This is a genomic window from Rhodobacter capsulatus, assembly GCF_052363185.1.
GTDB classification, from domain to species: Bacteria; Pseudomonadota; Alphaproteobacteria; order Rhodobacterales; family Rhodobacteraceae; genus Rhodobacter; species Rhodobacter capsulatus_E.
Window position 1 is genome coordinate 3,230,356 of record NZ_CP198955.1, and the last position, 16,071, is coordinate 3,246,426.

Here is a 16,071-nt window from a genome sequence, read left to right on the forward strand (position 1 = left end):
AAGCCGCGGCCCTTTCGCCATTGATTTTCCGCGCCGCTTCCCGCAAACCCGCACGGACATTCGAAGGGGACCGCCATGACTCGCATCGACGCCAAATTCGCCGCCCTGAAGGCCGAGGGCAAGAAAGCCTTCGTCGCCTATATCATGGCCGGGGACCCGGATCTGGCGACCTCGGCCGAGATCCTGCAGGGATTGCCCGCGGCGGGGGTGGATGTGATCGAGCTGGGCCTGCCCTTCACCGATCCGATGGCCGATGGCACGACGATCCAGCTCGCCGGGCAACGCGCGCTGGAAGGCGGGCAGACGCTGCAACGGACGCTCGAGATGGTGGCGGCCTTTCGCAAGACCGATGACACGACGCCGATCGTGCTGATGGGCTATTACAATCCGATCTACAATCGCGGCGTTCCGAAGTTTCTGAAAGATGCGAAAGAGGCGGGAATTGATGGGCTTATCGTCGTCGATCTGCCGCCCGAAGAGGATTCTGAACTGTGTATCCCGGCGAAAGAGGCCGGGATCAACTTCATCCGTCTGGCGACGCCCACCACCGATGACAAGCGCCTGCCGAAGGTGCTGCAGAACACCTCTGGCTTTGTCTATTACGTCTCGGTGACCGGCATCACCGGCTCGCAGGCAGCGCAGGTGGCCGATGTCGCGCCGGAAGTGGCGCGGATCAAGGCGGCGACCGATCTGCCGCTGATCGTCGGTTTCGGCATTTCGACCCCCGAGAGGCGGCGCGGACGATTGCCGCCGTGGCCGATGGCTGCGTCGTGGGCTCGGCCATCGTCAAGGAGATCGGCGCGGGGAAAAGCCCGGCCGAGGTTCTGGCCACCGTCGCGGCGCTGGCCGCCGGTGCGCATTCGGCCTGAGCGCCCGTTCTGTAGGTGCGGAAGGGGGCGCTGCCCCCCGTCCTTCGGACTCCCCCCCCCGGGATATTTGAGCCAAGGTGAAAGCAGGCCGCTTTTCACCCGGCTTTCGCTTGACCAGTTGCTTGCAATCTTCCGGATAATTGGTAAGTTCAATTGACCACTTGGAGGAGGGACCCCGTGACCGTCATCACCTGCATTGACGATTTGAAGGCATTGCACCGCGCGCGCACGCCGAAGATGTTCTATGATTACTGCGAAAGCGGCTCTTACACCGAGCAGACCTTCCGCGAGAACACCACGGATTTCGCGCAGATCCGGTTGCGGCAGAAGGTGGCGGTGGACATGTCGGGCCGCTCGGTCGCGACCACGATGGCGGGGCAGAAGGTCGCGATGCCGGTGGCTTTGGCGCCGGTCGGGCTGTTGGGGATGCAGCGGGCGGATGGCGAGATCAAGGCAGCGCGGGCGGCGGCGGCCTTTGGCGTGCCCTTTACCCTGTCGACCATGTCGATCTGTTCGATCGAGGATGTGGCGGCCCATTCCCCCGACCCGTTCTGGTTCCAGCTTTACGTGATGCGCGACGAGGATTTCGTCGATGCGATTATCGAGCGGGCGAAGAAGGCGCGCTGTTCGGCGCTGGTTCTGACGCTGGATCTGCAAATTCTGGGCCAGCGCCACAAGGATCTGAAGAACGGCCTGACCGCACCGCCGAAGCTGACGCCGGCGAACCTGATCGACATGGCGACGAAGCTGACCTGGGGGCGCGAGATGCTGGCGACGCCGCGGCGCTTCTTTGGCAATATCGTCGGCCATGCCAAGGGGGTGGGCGATGCGGCCTCCTTGATGAGCTGGACCTCGGAGCAGTTCGACCCTTGTCTGGATTGGAAAAAGATCGCCCGGATCCGTGATCAATGGGGCGGCAAGTTCATTCTGAAAGGCATTCTGGATGCCGACGACGCCCGCGCCGCCGCCGATTTCGGCGCCGATGCGATCATCGTCTCCAATCACGGCGGGCGGCAGCTGGATGGCGCGCTCAGCTCCATCCGCATGCTGCCCGAGATCGTCGCGGCGGTGGGCGACAAGACGGAAGTCTGGCTGGATAGCGGCATCCGCTCGGGGCAGGACATCCTGAAGGCGCTGGCGCTTGGGGCCCGGGGCACGATGGTCGGCCGCGCCTATGTGCACGGGCTGGGCGCGATGGGCGAAGCGGGGGTGACCCGGGCGCTTGAGGTGATGCGCAAGGAGCTGGACATCTCGATGGCGCTCTGCGGCGAGAAGCGGGTGCAGGATCTCGGCCGCGACAACCTGCTGGTGCCCGAGGGGTTCTTCACCACCTATCGCTGACCCTGCGCGGCCCGGGTTTGGCCCGGGCCCTCAGGCCCGCTGGACCCGCCGCAGCGCCCAAAGCCCGGGCAGGATCGCGGCCAGGATCAGCGCCACCGCGACAAAGGCCGCGCGCAGACCGAAGGCCTGCGCCAGCGCCCCCATCACCACCGGGCCGACAAAAAACCCGGTGAAGCCGATCATCCAGGACCGCGAGATCGCCAGCGCCCGTTCCGAGGGTGCAACCCGTTGCCCCAAAAGCGAATTGGCCGAGGGCACGACCACGGCGACGCCCATGCCGATCAGGCCGATGCCGAAAACCGCGACCGCCTGCACCGGGGCGACCGCGGTCACCAGCGCGCCAAGGCAGCCCAGAACGGCGGACAGCGCCACCAGACGCGCCTCACCCAGCCGCGCGGCCAGCAGTTGACCGCCGAACCGCCCCGCCGCCATCGTCAGGCCGAGCATCGCCGGGCCAAAGGCGCCCTCGCCCGGGGCGCCGCCCAGATTGCGCTCGATATGCAGCGCCGACCAGGTCTCGGTGGCGTTTTCCGCAACGAAAGCCGCAAACAGGATCGCCGCCGCCGCCAGAGCCGCCGCCCAGGGCGTGCGGGCAGCGGCCTTCGCCTCGGCCTCCTCGGCACTGGCGGGCGCCCGCCGCGCCTCGATCATCGCCGCGGCCATGCCGACAAGCGCCAGCGCCAGCACCGGCTGCACCGCCTCGGGCGCAAGCCCCGTCCGCCGGGCCATCCCGGCGAGAAGCGCCGAGACCGCAAAACCCGCCGAAAACAGCGCATGGTTCCAGTTCATCAGCGGCAAGCCGGTCTCATGCTCCAGCTCGGAAATCCGCACATTCGCGGCCAGATCGAGGCTCGACATCGCCACGCCCATCACAACCAGCGCCAGCGCCAGCGTCAGACCGGACTGGATGACAAGCGGCATCAACGCCGCAAGGGCCAGAAACGCCCCGGTCAAGGGCAGGATGCGCCCCCCAAGCCAGCGCCCGATCTGCGGTGCGAAGGCCATCGCCGTCATGCCCCCCAGCGCCGAGCCCAGCAGGAGCACACCAAAGAGCCCATCCTCGACCCCGGCCCGGGCCTTGAATTCCGGCATCTGCGCCGCGAAAGCCCCCCAGAACACCCCAAGGGCACAAAGCCCGATCCCCGTCGCGCGGCTGACCCGCGCCACCCTCAGCAATGCCATGCCTGCCCCCTCAAACCGCTTTGAAACCGGCTAACACAGGCTGCGGCCCGCGCCCACTCCCCCGCGGCCCGGCATCGGCACGGTTTCGCCGGGGCTGTTACCAAAGCGTGATGAAACCCTGCAAAACAAGGCGCGAATCTGCTGGACAAGCGGGGGCATCCCCTCTATCTCCCCCCGTTCATGGGCCCCACCCTTGGAGGGGGCCCCATTTTGCATTGGAGATACGCAAATGGCGAAAGAGATCGAAACTCTCGTAGCCGAGGTGCGCACGGGGACGGGCAAGGGGGCCGCTCGCGCAGCACGTCGTGAGGGCAAGGTTCCCGGGATCGTTTATGGCGACGGCAAGGAGCCGCTGGCCATCAACCTCGACTACAACAAGCTGCTGACCCGCCTGCGCAAGGGCCGGTTCCTGTCGACGCTGTTCAACCTGCACATCGAAGGTCAGGACGACGTGCGCGTGATCTGCCGCGGCGTGCAGAAAGACGTGGTGAAGGATCTGCCGACCCACATCGACTTCATGCGCACCCACCGCGCCTCGCGCATCAACCTGTTCATCCACGTGAACTTCGACAACGCCGAAGCCAGCCCTGGCCTGAAGCGTGGCGGCACCCTGACCATCGTGCGGCCGGAAGTCGAACTGGAAGTGCTGGCCGGGGACATTCCGGATCACATCACCGTCGACCTGACCGGCCGCAACATCGGCGATGTCATCCACATCAACGACATCCCGCTGCCGGAAGGTTGCAAGCCCACGATCGACCGCAACTTCGTCGTTGCCAATATCGCGGCGCCCTCGGGTCTTGTCTCGGCCGATCACGCCGAAGAGTGATCCTTTCCGCAAGGAAACGGGAAACGCCGGGCATCTGCCCGGCGTTTCACTTTAAGCCTCCGGCGGGGATATTTGTGGCAAGATGAAACACCCCTTCATCTTGCCACAAATATCCCGGGGTTGCGGGGGCTGGCCCCCGCCCGTTCGGGCAAGGACGCGCGACAGGAGCGATGCGATGCAACTTTGGGTCGGCCTTGGCAATCCGGGGGCGAAATATGCCGCCAACCGGCACAACATCGGCTTCATGGCGGTGGATCGCATCGCCGCCGATCACGGCTTCGCGCCCTGGAAGAAAGCGTTCCAAGGGTTTGTCAGCGAAGGCCGCTTCGGCTCGACCCGGGTGATCCTTCTGAAGCCCGAGACTTTCATGAACCTCTCGGGGCAATCGGTGCGGGCGGCGGCGGATTTCTACAAGATCCCGGTCGAGGGCATCACCGTCTTTCACGATGAACTTGATCTTGCCCCCGGCAAATGCCGCCTGAAACAGGGCGGCGGCCATGCGGGGCACAACGGGCTGCGCTCGATCCATCAGCATCTGGGCGAGGCCTATGCGCGGGTGCGTCTTGGCATCGGCCATCCGGGCGACAAGGACCGGGTGGCGGGCTATGTGCTGTCGGATTTCGCCAAGGCCGAGGCGGTCTGGCTGGACGATCTGATGCGGGGCATTTCCGACGGCGCTCCGGCGCTGGCATCGGCGGACGGGGCGAGGTTCCTCAATGCGGTGGCGCTGCGGATGGCACCGCCGCGCCCCTCGACCGGGACCCGACCGGATGCCCCCCCTGCCCCGGCAACGAAGACCGCACCCGCCGCCGAGACGGATACGCGCTCGCCGCTCGAAAAGCTGGCAGATCGTTTCAAGCGCTAAGCACGGCGGACCGGTTCAGGCGGAAAGCCGTGCGGTGTCACCTGCGCGCCGCCCCGAACGCAGCGCCCCCCCGGCCGGGATCGCACCGATCTGCGGGGCCTCAGGGCCCGGCGGTTGCGCCTGCGGCTGGTCCTGCGCGCCCATCGTCTTGCGGATCGCCTCCATCCGCGCCAGATGCTTGGCGAAATGCGCCTCCAGCCCGCCATCCAGCGCGATTTCCCGCCGGATCAGATCGACCGCCGCATCGAAAGGCAGCGCCGCGACATCGGGCAGATGCGCCAGCGTGTCATGCGGGTCCAGATCGGCCCAATCGTCGAACATCGAGCCGATATCGCAGAGCATCACCGCGCCGCGATCCGTCACCACAAGCTCGGGACGCTCGAACAGGAAGCGATAGAGAACCGCCTTCTGCCCCGGGTTCACCGGGCTCACTTGCGGCAGCAGGCCCATCACCTTGGCAGGCACCAGCAGCAGCGGCTTGCCCAGTTCCCGCGCCGCCAGATCGCTTTGCAAAAGCAGGCATTGCTCGGGCGCGACAAAGCGGCTGCGCGTGTTGCCGAACAGACCCGCCGGCAGGCTGAGCGGCCAGAACCGATGCGGCATCGGATGGCGCAGCCGCGCCAGCGGGAAGCGCTCGACCGTCAGCACCGGGGCCAGGCCGCCGGTGAAAGTCCGCAACGTCTCTCCCTCGAGGATCGAGGAGACCCGGCGCAAGCCGCGCGCGGTCTGCAGCACGGTCTCGCCATAGAACCCCTGCGCCAGATCAAGGAATTCATCCGTCCGCCGCAGATGCTGGCCCGTCGCCGCCATGCGATCGTCGAAATGGAACACATCGGCGAACGTATCCCGAAACATGGTCATCTTGCGCCCTCCATCTCTTCCCACCGAAGGAAGTGTAGGGCCGAGAGTCTTAAGGCGCGGTTGACGGAAAACCGAAAAACAACTTCGAAATGCACCTTTTCAACCAAGACTTGCGCAAAAAGATGCGCCCGAAAGGGCGCATCGGAAAGCCGGGTGACGGGCGGCTGGCTTACTGGTCGAGGAAGCTGCGCAGCTTGCGCGACCGGCTCGGGTGTTTCAGCTTGCGCAGGGCCTTCGCCTCGATCTGCCGGATCCGTTCGCGGGTCACGCTGAACTGCTGGCCGACCTCTTCGAGCGTATGATCGGTGTTCATGCCGATGCCGAAGCGCATCCGCAGCACCCGTTCCTCGCGCGGGGTCAGGCTGGCCAGAACCCGCGTCGTCGTTTCCTTGAGGTTTTCCTGAATCGCCGAATCCAGCGGCAGGATCGCGTTCTTGTCCTCGATGAAATCGCCCAGCTGGCTGTCTTCCTCGTCGCCGATCGGCGTTTCGAGACTGATCGGCTCCTTGGCGATCTTCATCACCTTGCGGACCTTTTCCAGCGGCATCTGCAGCTTTTCGGCCAGCTCTTCCGGCGTCGGCTCGCGGCCGATTTCATGCAGCATCTGCCGCCCGGTCCGCACCAGCTTGTTGATCGTCTCGATCATATGCACCGGAATGCGGATCGTGCGGGCCTGATCGGCGATCGAGCGGGTGATCGCCTGCCGGATCCACCAGGTCGCATAGGTCGAGAACTTGTAGCCGCGGCGGTATTCGAACTTGTCGACCGCCTTCATCAGACCGATGTTGCCTTCCTGAATGAGATCGAGGAATTGCAAGCCGCGGTTGGTGTATTTCTTGGCGATCGAGATCACGAGACGCAGGTTCGCCTCGACCATTTCCTTCTTCGCCTGCCGGGCTTCTTTCTCGCCCTTCTGCACCTGGTTCACGATGCGGCGGAATTCGGAAATGTCGACGCCGACATACTGACCCACCTGCGCCATGTCGGCGCGCAGGTCTTCCAGCTTGTCGCGGCTCTTTTCCATCAGCGTCGCCCAGGCCCGGCCGGATTTCGCCGCCATCCGGTCCATCCAGGTCGGGTCAAGCTCATAGCCGCGGTATTCGTCGATGAACTCGCGCCGGTTGATCCGCGCCGCATCGGCCAGTTTCACCATGCCGCTGTCGATCGACATGATCTTGCGGTTGATCCCGTAAAGCTGGTCGATCAGCGCCTCGATCCGGTTGTTGTGCAGATGCAGCTCGTTCACCAGCAAAACGATTTCCGAGCGCAGCTTCTGATAGGCGGCCTCTTCGGCGACGGTGAAGGTGCCGTCCTCGTTCAGCGTCGCCGACATCCGCAGATCCTGCATCTCGGCCAGTTTCGCATAGTCGCGCGCGATCAGATCAAGCGTTTCCAGCACCTTCGGCTTGAGCGCGGCCTCCATCGCGGCCAGGCTCATGTTCGAGCTGTCGTCGTCGTCCTCTTCCTCGTCCATGCGCGAGATCGGATTGCCGTCGGCGTCATATTCGGGCTCGTCCGAGGCCGGGCGGCGGGGCGCCGGGGCAGCCCCTTCGGCGCTTTCCAGATCCAGCCCTTCGACGACCGGGCCTTCGATCCCGTCCATGCCCTCGATCCCCTCGTCGCCATCGAGCGACCGGCCGAAGGTGGCTTCAAGGTCGATCACGTCGCGCAAAAGGATTTCTTCGGACAGAAGTTCGTCGCGCCAGATCGTGATCGCCTGGAAGGTCAGCGGGCTTTCGCACAGCCCCGCAATCATCGTGTTGCGGCCCGCCTCGATGCGCTTGGCGATGGCGATCTCGCCCTCGCGCGAGAGCAGCTCGACCGAGCCCATCTCGCGCAGATACATCCGCACCGGGTCGTCGGTGCGATCGAGCGTCTCGCCCGCCGCGCCCGCCACCGCGATCTCGCGCGAGCCGGAGCCGGTCTCGACCACCTCGCCGCCTTCGCTTTCCTCGACTTCCTCGCCCTCGACGACGTTGATGCCCATTTCCGAGAGCATCGACATCACATCCTCGATCTGCTCGCCCGAGACCGTTTCGGGCGGCATCACCGCGTTGAGCTGGTCGATGGTGATGTAGCCGCGTTCCTTCGCCTCGCCGATCATCCGCTTGACGGCGGCCTGGCTCATGTCGAAAGACGCATCCTCATCGGCGGCGGTATCGGGCTTGGTGTCGTCGATGTCCTTGGCGGCCATGGGCGCTCCTCGTCGGGCTGCATCGGGGCTGCGCACGGGCCGGCGCGCAGCGGGTCGAATCGGTTCTGGTGGTTTTATCGAATCACGGCGGCGAATCACAGGGGCGAATCAACAGCGGAAAGTCTCATCCGCCGCGATGCTTGTCGAGCAGGGACTGCAGGAAATCCGACATCGCGGCCCGGTCCTCGCCAAGGTCGCCTGTGTCTTCGAGTTTCGACTTTCCGGCACGGTGCAGAGCTTTCGTCGCTTGGCTGATCCGCCAGGTCACCCCCTCGTCGGCCAGGCCTTCAAGAGCTTCGGCGGCTTCTTCGGTTTCCGCCCGCACGGCACGCGCCGCCTGCAGCTTGGCCAGTTCCTCGGCCAGACACATGCGGGCAAAGTCACTGTCGTCGCGGCGCAGCACGGGTGGGGCCGAGCGGACATGGGGATGCGACATCAGGGTTTCAAGAACCCCCGGATTTTCCCGCGCCAGGGCCTCGGCCAGACCCTCGGGCGGCTGGTGCGCCTGCATCAGCATCGTGTCGCGCAGCGCGGCAAGGCCGGGGGTGGAAAGCCGCAGCCGCTCGATCTGGCTTTCGAATTCGGCCACCAGCGCCGGATGCGCGCAAAGGATCGCCATGATCATCGTTTCGCGCAGCTGTTCGGCCACCGCCTCGCTGCCCGCCGAGGCCAGAAGCGAGGCCCTTGTGGCCGAAAGCGGCAGCGCCGGAGCTTTGCCCCCCCGTCCCCCCGGCCCGAAGCTGCGCGGCATGGTCCAGCGCGGCGCGGAGGCGCCACGGCCGAACAGCGCTTCGCGCAACCGCTTGATATCCTCGCCGTAATGCGCCCGGATCGAGGGATCGGCGATCTTCAGCAACAGCGCCCGCAAACTCTTGTCCAGCGCGGCCTTGCGTTCGGGGCTGTCGAAGACCCGGCCCTCGGTTTCGCGTTGCCAGAGCAGATCGACCATCGGCTTTGCGCCCGCCAGCACCCGCTCCATCGCCTCGCGGCCCTCGGCCTTGATCAGATCGTCCGGGTCCTGCCCGCCGGGCAGGATGGCAAAGCGCAAAGCCTTGCCCGCTTCCAGCAGCGGCAACGCCAGATCGACGAGCCGCAGCCCGGCGCGCAGCCCGGCCGCATCGCCATCGAGCGCAATCACCGGCTCGTCGGCAATGCGCCACATCAGTTTCAGCTGGTCTTCGGTAATCGCCGTGCCCAGGGGCGCGACGGCGCCGGTGAAGCCCGCCTCGACCAGCGCAATCACATCGACATAGCCTTCGGCCACGATCAGCGGCTTGCCCTTGCCACAGGCTTCCCGCGCGGGGCCAAGGTTGTAAAGATTGCGGCCCTTGTCGAACAACTCGGTCTCGGGCCCGTTGAGGTATTTCGCCCGGGCATTCGGGTCCATCGACCGCCCGCCCAGGCTGATCGCCCGGCCGCGCGCGTCGCGAATGGGAAAGATGATCCGGCCGCGGAACCGGTCATAGGGGGCGCCGCCGTCGTCGGGGCGGATGCACAGCCCCGCATCGACGATCAGGTCGGGGGCGATGCCCTTGGCCGTAAGCGCCTGAAACAGCCCCTGCCGACTGTCCGGGGCAAAGCCGATCTCGAAGCGTTCCAGCGCCGAGGCCCCAAGCCGCCGCCGCGCCAGATAGTCCCGCGCGCCCGCCCCCGCCTGGGTGTTCAGCTGCAGGCGGAAATACTTCACCGCCTCTTCCATCACCCGCACCAGTTCGGTGCGCCGGTCCGCCTTTTCGGCGGCCTTCGGATCGCGGGCGGGCATCACCATACCCGCTTCGCGCGCCAGGATCTCCACCGCCTCGATGAAACCGACATTCTCGGTTTCCTTGACGAAGCTCACCGCGTCGCCCTTGGCGTGACAGCCGAAGCAGTAATAAAAGCCCTTGCGATCATCGACATGGAACGAGGCCGATTTTTCGGTGTGGAACGGACAGGGCGCCCAGAAATCGCCCTTGGCGCGGTTCGATTTGCGCGGATCCCAGATCACCTTGCGCCCGACCACCTGCGACAGCGGCAGGCGGTTGCGCAACTCGTCAAGGAATCCGGGGGGCAGGGACATGGCGACAGTATCGGGTTTCGGCGCGCCCGTGTCGAGGGCCCAAGGGCGAATCGTATCACCACAGGGATTAACATCCCTCTAATGCCGCCCGGCCGACGACAGACCATGTCGCCATTGTGGCGCGGGCGGAAACCACCCGGCGGCCGCGCCCGCACCGTTGCGCCAGATCCCACAATCACCGGCCCCGCGCCATGTCCGCGCCTCATTTACGCCCCGATCCGGCGCGATAAGGACGATGGAACATTGTGTGCCGGCGCGCGGATCAGGGGTGGGTCGGACGCCGGATCGGAGAGATGCGATGACATCGAGCAGTGCAAACGGGAAGGCGCGGCGCGGCGGGATCCTGCGTCGTCTGGTGCGCAACGAGGATGGGGCCCTGATCATCCTCTCGCTGCAGATCTTCCTGTTCATGCTGATCACCACCGGGATCGCGATTGATCTGGTCCGGGTCGAGGAACGCCGCACGCTGATCCAGAACACCATCGACCGCGCCGTGCTGGCCGCCGCCTCGCTGAGCCAGAAACGCGACCCCACGCTGGTGGTGAAGGATTACCTGACCAAGGCCGGGCTGGGCTACATTGCCAGCGATTCCTCCTTCAAGCCGACGGTCGAGGGCAGCATCGCACAGGGATGGCGGCGCGTCAGCGTCGAGGTGGACGATGACATGCCCACGATCTTCGGGCCGCTTCTGGGCGTCTCCAGCCTTGCCGCCACCGGCGACACCACGGCGATGCAGGCCGTCGGCAACGTCGAAATCTCGCTCGTGCTCGACATTTCCGGGTCGATGAACGATCTCGTCAAGGACGACCCGAACTGCTCCAAATATTGCACCTCATCGAAAACCCGGTTCGAACACCTGCAGGTCGCGGCGAAAAGCTTCGTCAACACGGTCTTCGCCTCGGCAAACAGCGGCGTCGCCGCCGGGCGTACCAGTGTCAGCGTCATCCCCTATTCCACCAACGTCTATCTGGGTCCGGAAATGCAGGAAGGCTACGCCCTGTCGACTGATTTCAGCGTCACCGGATCGGACTATGGGATGCCGCAATGCGCCGATTTCGTGGCCGCAGACTATGACACGATGGTCATCGACGGCACCGGGCCGCTGACCCGGACGATGTACGGAACCGCCTTCAAATACGGCGACAGCCTGGACACGCTCGTCACCAACAACTCGACCGCGAACAATCCTTCCAACGAGGTATATCTCAACTGCATGGACCGGCCGGAAAACCGCGTGATTCCGTTCTCCAACGACCCGACATTCCTCGCCGCCGACATCTCGGGCCTCATCGACAAGCTGACCCCCGGCGGCTCCACCTCGATCGACATCGGCACGAAATGGGGTGTGGCGCTGCTCGACCCTTCGGCGCGCGACGAAGTGGCCAAGATGACCTCGGTCAGCAGCGCGTTCCGGGAAACCAAGCCGCGCCCGATCGATTACGACGGCGACACGATGAAGGTGCTGGTGCTGATGACCGACGGCGAGAACCAGTACAACTACTCCACCCTGCCCGCCTATCGCACCGGACCTTCGGGGCTGGTGTCGATCTACGCGGTCAATGGCGCCGTCAACCTCGGCAGCTTCGGCCCCTCGAGCACGGGCCGGAAGGCCAGCGGCGTCTATTATTACGACGCCTCGCGTGGCAGCACGCCCTATTACAAATACGAGACCGGCACCTGGGTGTCCCGCAGCGCGATCACCCAGATCACCCAGCAGCAGCAGGTCGAGACCGCGACCTGCACGCAATACAAGAACTCCCGCGGGCAGTGGAAATGGAACAGCTGTTCCGTCGGGACCAGCGATTGCACGATGATCGGCTCCACCTCGTCCCTGCGCACCTACACCTGCCGGAAGACCGTCATGGTCGATATCGTCAGCGAAGCGCCGCTCTATGACGTGCCCTACGAATATCTCTACCAGACGAAAAACTGGAACCTGAACACCGTGGCGGGGCTTTTCGCCATCCCCTACGGCCGCACGCTCACCGCGCAATATGACCTGATGGCGAATTCCGCGCTTGAGCGCAGCATCAAGGACGCGCGGACGAAGAAGCTTTGCAAGGCGGCGAAAGACAAGGGGATCTACATTTTCGCTGTCGCCGCCGATGCCACGCCCGCGGGCAAGTCGCTGCTCGAATACTGCTCCAGCGGCACCAGCTATTATTACGAGGTGCAGGGCAGCAATCTCTCGACCGCCTTCGCCTCGATCGCGGCCTCGATCTCCTCCTTGCGGCTGACGAACTGAGGCCTGCGATGAACCGGCTGCGCGCCCCCCTTCGCCCCCTCCTGCATCTCGGCCGCCTGCTGCGCTCCGAAGAGGGGGCAGCCTCGATCCCGGCGGTGTTCTGGATGCCGTTCTTCGTGATGATGATGGTGGCCTCGGTCGAGCTGTGCCTTCTGGGCGTCAAGCAGACCCTGCTGGATCGCGGCGTCGACCTGACCACGCGCATCCTGCGGCTGGGCGTGGCCACGATGCCCAGCCACGAACAGATCAAGCGCTCGATCTGCGGCAACATCGCCTTCCTGCCCGATTGCATGACCGATCTGGCCGTCGAGGTGTTCCAGGTCGACCGGGCCACCTGGTCGTCGGACGTCAACGGCCGGGGCGTCCTGTGCTCCGATGCGATCACCGAAACCGACAAGCCGGTCATTCAGCCCGGCGTTTCGGGGCAGCTGATGATCCTGCGCGCCTGCCTGCGCGTCTCGCCGATGGAGAAGCTCAACCCGCTCTCGCAAGCCCTCGCCCACGAAAGCGGCGACAAATACGTGCTGATCACGACCACCGCCTTCGTCAATGAACCGGAGTAGCGCCACCATGACCGCAAGCAGCGCAGGGCGCCGGTCGGGGCGCATCGGGGGGCGGGACGCCGCGAGGGCCCGGCCATGCTGATGCGCCGCATGCGCCGGATCTTGCGCGACGAGCGCGGCTCGATCCCGATCGAGGGCATGCTGGGCGCGCTGCTCATCCTTGGCTGGTATGTCATCGCCTTTCAATTCTACGACGCTTTCCGCGCCAAGGCACAGGCGATGAAGGCCAGCTACACCATCGCCGACATGATCTCGCGCGAGGAAACGCCGATCGGCCCGGCCTATATGACGGGCGCCAAGCGCCTGTTCGACTTCATGATGAACGCCGATGCCAGCCGCAGCTGGATGCGGGTCACCATCATCTATTGCCCCAGCGATGGCAACGCCAGCACCACGATTGATTGCGACGGCAGCACGCACAAATTCGCGCTGGACAAATCCTGGGCCACCGGCGCGATCGCGCTGCACACGACAACGACGGTCAACGCCGAGAAAAACCGCATCCCGCTGATGTCCGAGGGGGATTACGCGGTGATTCTGGAAACCTCGCTCAGCTACAACCCGATCTTCGACATCGGCCGGAAATCCATGACGCTGGATGGCGGCACCAGCTGGACAAGTCAGGGCCTGTCCGAGCAGCTCCGGTTTTCGAATTTCATCATCACCCGCTCGCGCGGGGTGCGCAACACCTGGAGCGATGCCAGCTGATCCGGGGCCCCGGCGCTCAGGCGCCAACCGCCTTGCGCACCATGTCCCAATAGATCGTCTCGACGGTTTCCCGGCTCAGCCGCCCGCCCTCGCGATACCAGGTGTTCACCCCGGTCAGCATCGCGATGATCGCAAGGCTCGCCAGTTTCGTATCGGGCAGGGCAAAGACCCCCTCGGCCTGACCGGCCTGCAAGATCGTCTCCAGCTCGGTCTCGTAGGCCTTGCGCAGCGCCTCGATCGTGGCGAAATTCGCCGCCGACAGGTTGCGCAATTCCATGTAGCTCAGAAACACCGCCTCGGCGCGGGGCAGGTTGTGGCGGATGTGAAAGCGCACGAAACCTTCCAGCGCCGCCAGCGCGCCCGCCCCGCGCGGCACCTCGGCCCAGGCCGCCAGAAGCTCGTCCATATGCGTCTTCAGCAGATCGAAAAGCAGAGCTTCCTTGTCGGGGGTGTAAAGATATAGCGCCCCCGCCTGCACCCCCACCGCCGCCGCGATCTGCCGCATCGAGACCGCGGCAAAGCCGTGCCGGGCAAAAAGGCGGCTCGCCTCGGCGCGGATGCGCGGGCCGGTGATTTCGGAATGGGAACCTGTCTTGCGTGCCATGGGCCCAGATTATCTGAACACGCGTTCAGATTCAAACCGGCTCTGGCGGGGCAGGCCGCGGCTGCCTATGCTGGCGCGACACCACCCGGAGCCCCCATGCTGCGCCCTGCCCTGCTTCTGCCCCTTGCCCTTGCCGCCTGTTCGGCCGCCCCCGGCGCCGATTTCCCGAAGCTGGCGCCGACCGAGACGCTTTTGCTCGAAGAACCGCTCTCGCCCTCGCCCGCCCCGGGGCTCGAGGCCCGGGCCGAGGCCCTGCGCGCCCGCGCCGCAGCCCTGCGCACCGCCACGCCCTGAGGACAAGCCGCGTTGCTTTGCGCGCCGCGAAAGGCTAACAGGGCGCATCTGATCGCCAAAACCATGAGGTTCCCATGACCGCCGCCGCCGCTCAACCGCTTCGCCTTGGCATCGCGGGGCTTGGCACCGTCGGCATTGGCGTGGTGAAGATCGTGCAGCGTCACGCCGATCTGCTGGCCGCCCGCACCGGCCGCCCGGTGGTGATCACCGCCGTCTCGGCGCGCGACCGCACGAAGAACCGCGATGCGGATCTGTCGGGCTATGCCTGGGAAACCGACCCGGTGGCGCTGGCCCTGCGCGAGGATGTCGATGTGCTCGTCGAGGTGATGGGCGGCCACGAAGGTCCGGCCAAGGACGCGACCGAGGCCGCGCTGAAGGCGGGCAAGGATGTCGTCACCGCGAACAAGGCGCTGCTGGCCCATCACGGGCAGGCCTTGGCCGAACTGGCCGAAGGGCTGGGCCGGGTGATCCGCTTCGAGGCCGCCGTGGCTGGGGGCATTCCGGTGATCAAGGCCCTGACCGAGGGGCTGGCGGGCAACCAGATCCGCCGGGTGATGGGGGTGATGAACGGCACCTGCAACTACATCCTGACCCGGATGGAAACCGCGGGCCTGCCCTATGAAACGGTGTTCGAGGAAGCCCGGCAACTGGGTTATCTGGAAGCCGATCCGAACCTTGACGTGGGGGGCATCGACGCGGGCCACAAGCTCTCGATCCTCGCCGCCATCGCCTTTGGTACCAAGGTCAGCTTTGCCAATGTGATGCTGGAAGGCATCGGCTGCATCTCGATCGACGATATCCGCCGCGCCGGGGACATGGGCTACAAGATCAAGCTTCTGGGCGTGGCACAGATGACCGGTCGGGGCCTCGAACAGCGGATGATGCCCTGCCTTGTGCCCGCGGCCTCGCCGCTGGGCCAGTTGCAGGGCGGCACCAACATGGTGGTGATCGAGGGCGACTCGGTCGGCCAGATCGTCTTGCGCGGCGCGGGGGCGGGCGAAGGCCCGACCGCTTCGGCGGTGATGGGCGACGTGCTGGATCTTGCGCGCGGGCTGCGCCTGCCGACCTTCGGGCAACCGGCGACGATGCTGGCCGATCCGATCCCGGCCGCGGTCTCGGCGCCCGCGCCCTATTACCTGCGCCTTGAGCTGATGGACAAACCGGGCGCGCTGGCCAAGGTCGCCACCGTGCTGGGCGAGGCGGGCGTCTCGATTTCCCGCATGCGCCAATATGGCCACGAAGACACCTCGGCCCCGGTGCTGATCGTGACCCACAAGACCACCCGCGACGCGATCGACGTGGCGATTGCGGCCCTGCCCGCCACCGGCGTCGTGCTGGGCGCCCCGGTGGCGCTTCGGATCGAAGAAGTCTGACCGGACCTGCCCCGCTCCGGTGCATCTGCGCACCGGACCGGGCGGGGATCCGCCGCCGCTCTCGACAGATTGAACGCAGTTTCA

The 16,071-nt window shown here is 65.6% G+C and carries 13 protein-coding genes and 1 pseudogene; 9 read left to right on the forward strand and 5 right to left on the reverse strand.

The annotated features are described in order from the left end of the window. The first annotated feature begins 75 nt into the window (after positions 1–75). Both trpA and ACTTAG_RS15815 read left to right on the forward strand, forming a co-directional pair. A pseudogene (gene trpA, locus ACTTAG_RS15810) lies at positions 76–869 on the forward strand (tryptophan synthase subunit alpha). 177 nt (positions 870–1,046) lie between these two features. Further along, a complete protein-coding gene (locus tag ACTTAG_RS15815) occupies positions 1,047–2,210 on the forward strand; it encodes an alpha-hydroxy acid oxidase (protein WP_444463171.1) in 1,164 nt (387 codons plus the stop codon). Between the two features lie 30 nt (positions 2,211–2,240). On the opposite strand, the gene ACTTAG_RS15820 is transcribed toward ACTTAG_RS15815, so the two are convergent. Beyond that, entirely contained in the window at positions 2,241–3,392 is a 1,152-nt protein-coding gene (locus tag ACTTAG_RS15820) for an MFS transporter (RefSeq protein WP_444463172.1), read from the reverse strand. Between the two features lie 229 nt (positions 3,393–3,621). Between ACTTAG_RS15820 and ACTTAG_RS15825 the strand changes: the two genes are divergently transcribed. Further along, positions 3,622–4,221 carry a 50S ribosomal protein L25/general stress protein Ctc gene (locus ACTTAG_RS15825; protein WP_013068747.1) on the forward strand — a complete coding sequence of 200 codons (600 nt, stop codon included), beginning with the start codon at positions 3,622–3,624 and terminating at the stop codon, positions 4,219–4,221. A 175-nt stretch (positions 4,222–4,396) separates the two neighbouring features. Next, entirely contained in the window at positions 4,397–5,086 is a 690-nt protein-coding gene (gene pth, locus ACTTAG_RS15830; protein ID WP_444463173.1) for an aminoacyl-tRNA hydrolase, read from the forward strand. A 15-nt stretch (positions 5,087–5,101) separates the two neighbouring features. Here the strand turns inward: pth and ACTTAG_RS15835 are convergent, their stop codons facing one another. The 3 genes from ACTTAG_RS15835 to dnaG all read right to left on the reverse strand — a co-directional run bounded on the left by ACTTAG_RS15835 (position 5,102) and on the right by dnaG (position 10,200). Then, positions 5,102–5,947 (reverse strand): Hint domain-containing protein, encoded by an 846-nt coding sequence (locus tag ACTTAG_RS15835; protein ID WP_444463174.1) that lies wholly within the window; start codon positions 5,945–5,947, stop codon positions 5,102–5,104. A 169-nt stretch (positions 5,948–6,116) separates the two neighbouring features. Next, positions 6,117–8,141: an RNA polymerase sigma factor RpoD gene (gene rpoD, locus ACTTAG_RS15840; protein WP_444463175.1), complete on the reverse strand. Its 2,025-nt coding sequence runs from the start codon at positions 8,139–8,141 to the stop codon at positions 6,117–6,119. A gap of 124 nt (positions 8,142–8,265) precedes the next feature. After that, positions 8,266–10,200, reverse strand: coding sequence for a DNA primase (gene dnaG / locus ACTTAG_RS15845; protein WP_444463176.1), 1,935 nt, complete (start codon positions 10,198–10,200; stop codon positions 8,266–8,268). A 298-nt stretch (positions 10,201–10,498) separates the two neighbouring features. On the opposite strand from dnaG, the gene ACTTAG_RS15850 reads away from it, so the two are divergent. The 3 genes from ACTTAG_RS15850 to ACTTAG_RS15860 all read left to right on the forward strand — a co-directional run bounded on the left by ACTTAG_RS15850 (position 10,499) and on the right by ACTTAG_RS15860 (position 13,716). Beyond that, positions 10,499–12,445: a TadE/TadG family type IV pilus assembly protein gene (locus ACTTAG_RS15850; RefSeq protein ID WP_444463177.1), complete on the forward strand. Its 1,947-nt coding sequence runs from the start codon at positions 10,499–10,501 to the stop codon at positions 12,443–12,445. Between the two features lie 8 nt (positions 12,446–12,453). Beyond that, complete coding sequence (locus ACTTAG_RS15855; protein ID WP_444463178.1) at positions 12,454–13,008, forward strand: TadE/TadG family type IV pilus assembly protein; 555 nt, start codon at positions 12,454–12,456, stop codon at positions 13,006–13,008. Between the two features lie 75 nt (positions 13,009–13,083). After that, positions 13,084–13,716 carry a hypothetical protein gene (locus ACTTAG_RS15860; RefSeq protein WP_444463179.1) on the forward strand — a complete coding sequence of 211 codons (633 nt, stop codon included), beginning with the start codon at positions 13,084–13,086 and terminating at the stop codon, positions 13,714–13,716. A gap of 16 nt (positions 13,717–13,732) precedes the next feature. On the opposite strand, the gene ACTTAG_RS15865 is transcribed toward ACTTAG_RS15860, so the two are convergent. Continuing rightward, the gene (locus ACTTAG_RS15865) at positions 13,733–14,320 is read right to left on the reverse strand and encodes a TetR family transcriptional regulator (protein ID WP_444463180.1); all 588 of its coding nucleotides are present in this window, start codon (positions 14,318–14,320) and stop codon (positions 13,733–13,735) included. Between the two features lie 96 nt (positions 14,321–14,416). Between ACTTAG_RS15865 and ACTTAG_RS15870 the strand changes: the two genes are divergently transcribed. Together ACTTAG_RS15870 and ACTTAG_RS15875 are read left to right on the forward strand one after the other, a co-directional pair. After that, positions 14,417–14,614 carry a hypothetical protein gene (locus ACTTAG_RS15870; protein ID WP_444463181.1) on the forward strand — a complete coding sequence of 66 codons (198 nt, stop codon included), beginning with the start codon at positions 14,417–14,419 and terminating at the stop codon, positions 14,612–14,614. Between the two features lie 74 nt (positions 14,615–14,688). Then, complete coding sequence (locus tag ACTTAG_RS15875; protein ID WP_444463182.1) at positions 14,689–15,987, forward strand: homoserine dehydrogenase; 1,299 nt, start codon at positions 14,689–14,691, stop codon at positions 15,985–15,987. Positions 15,988–16,071 lie beyond the last annotated feature (84 nt).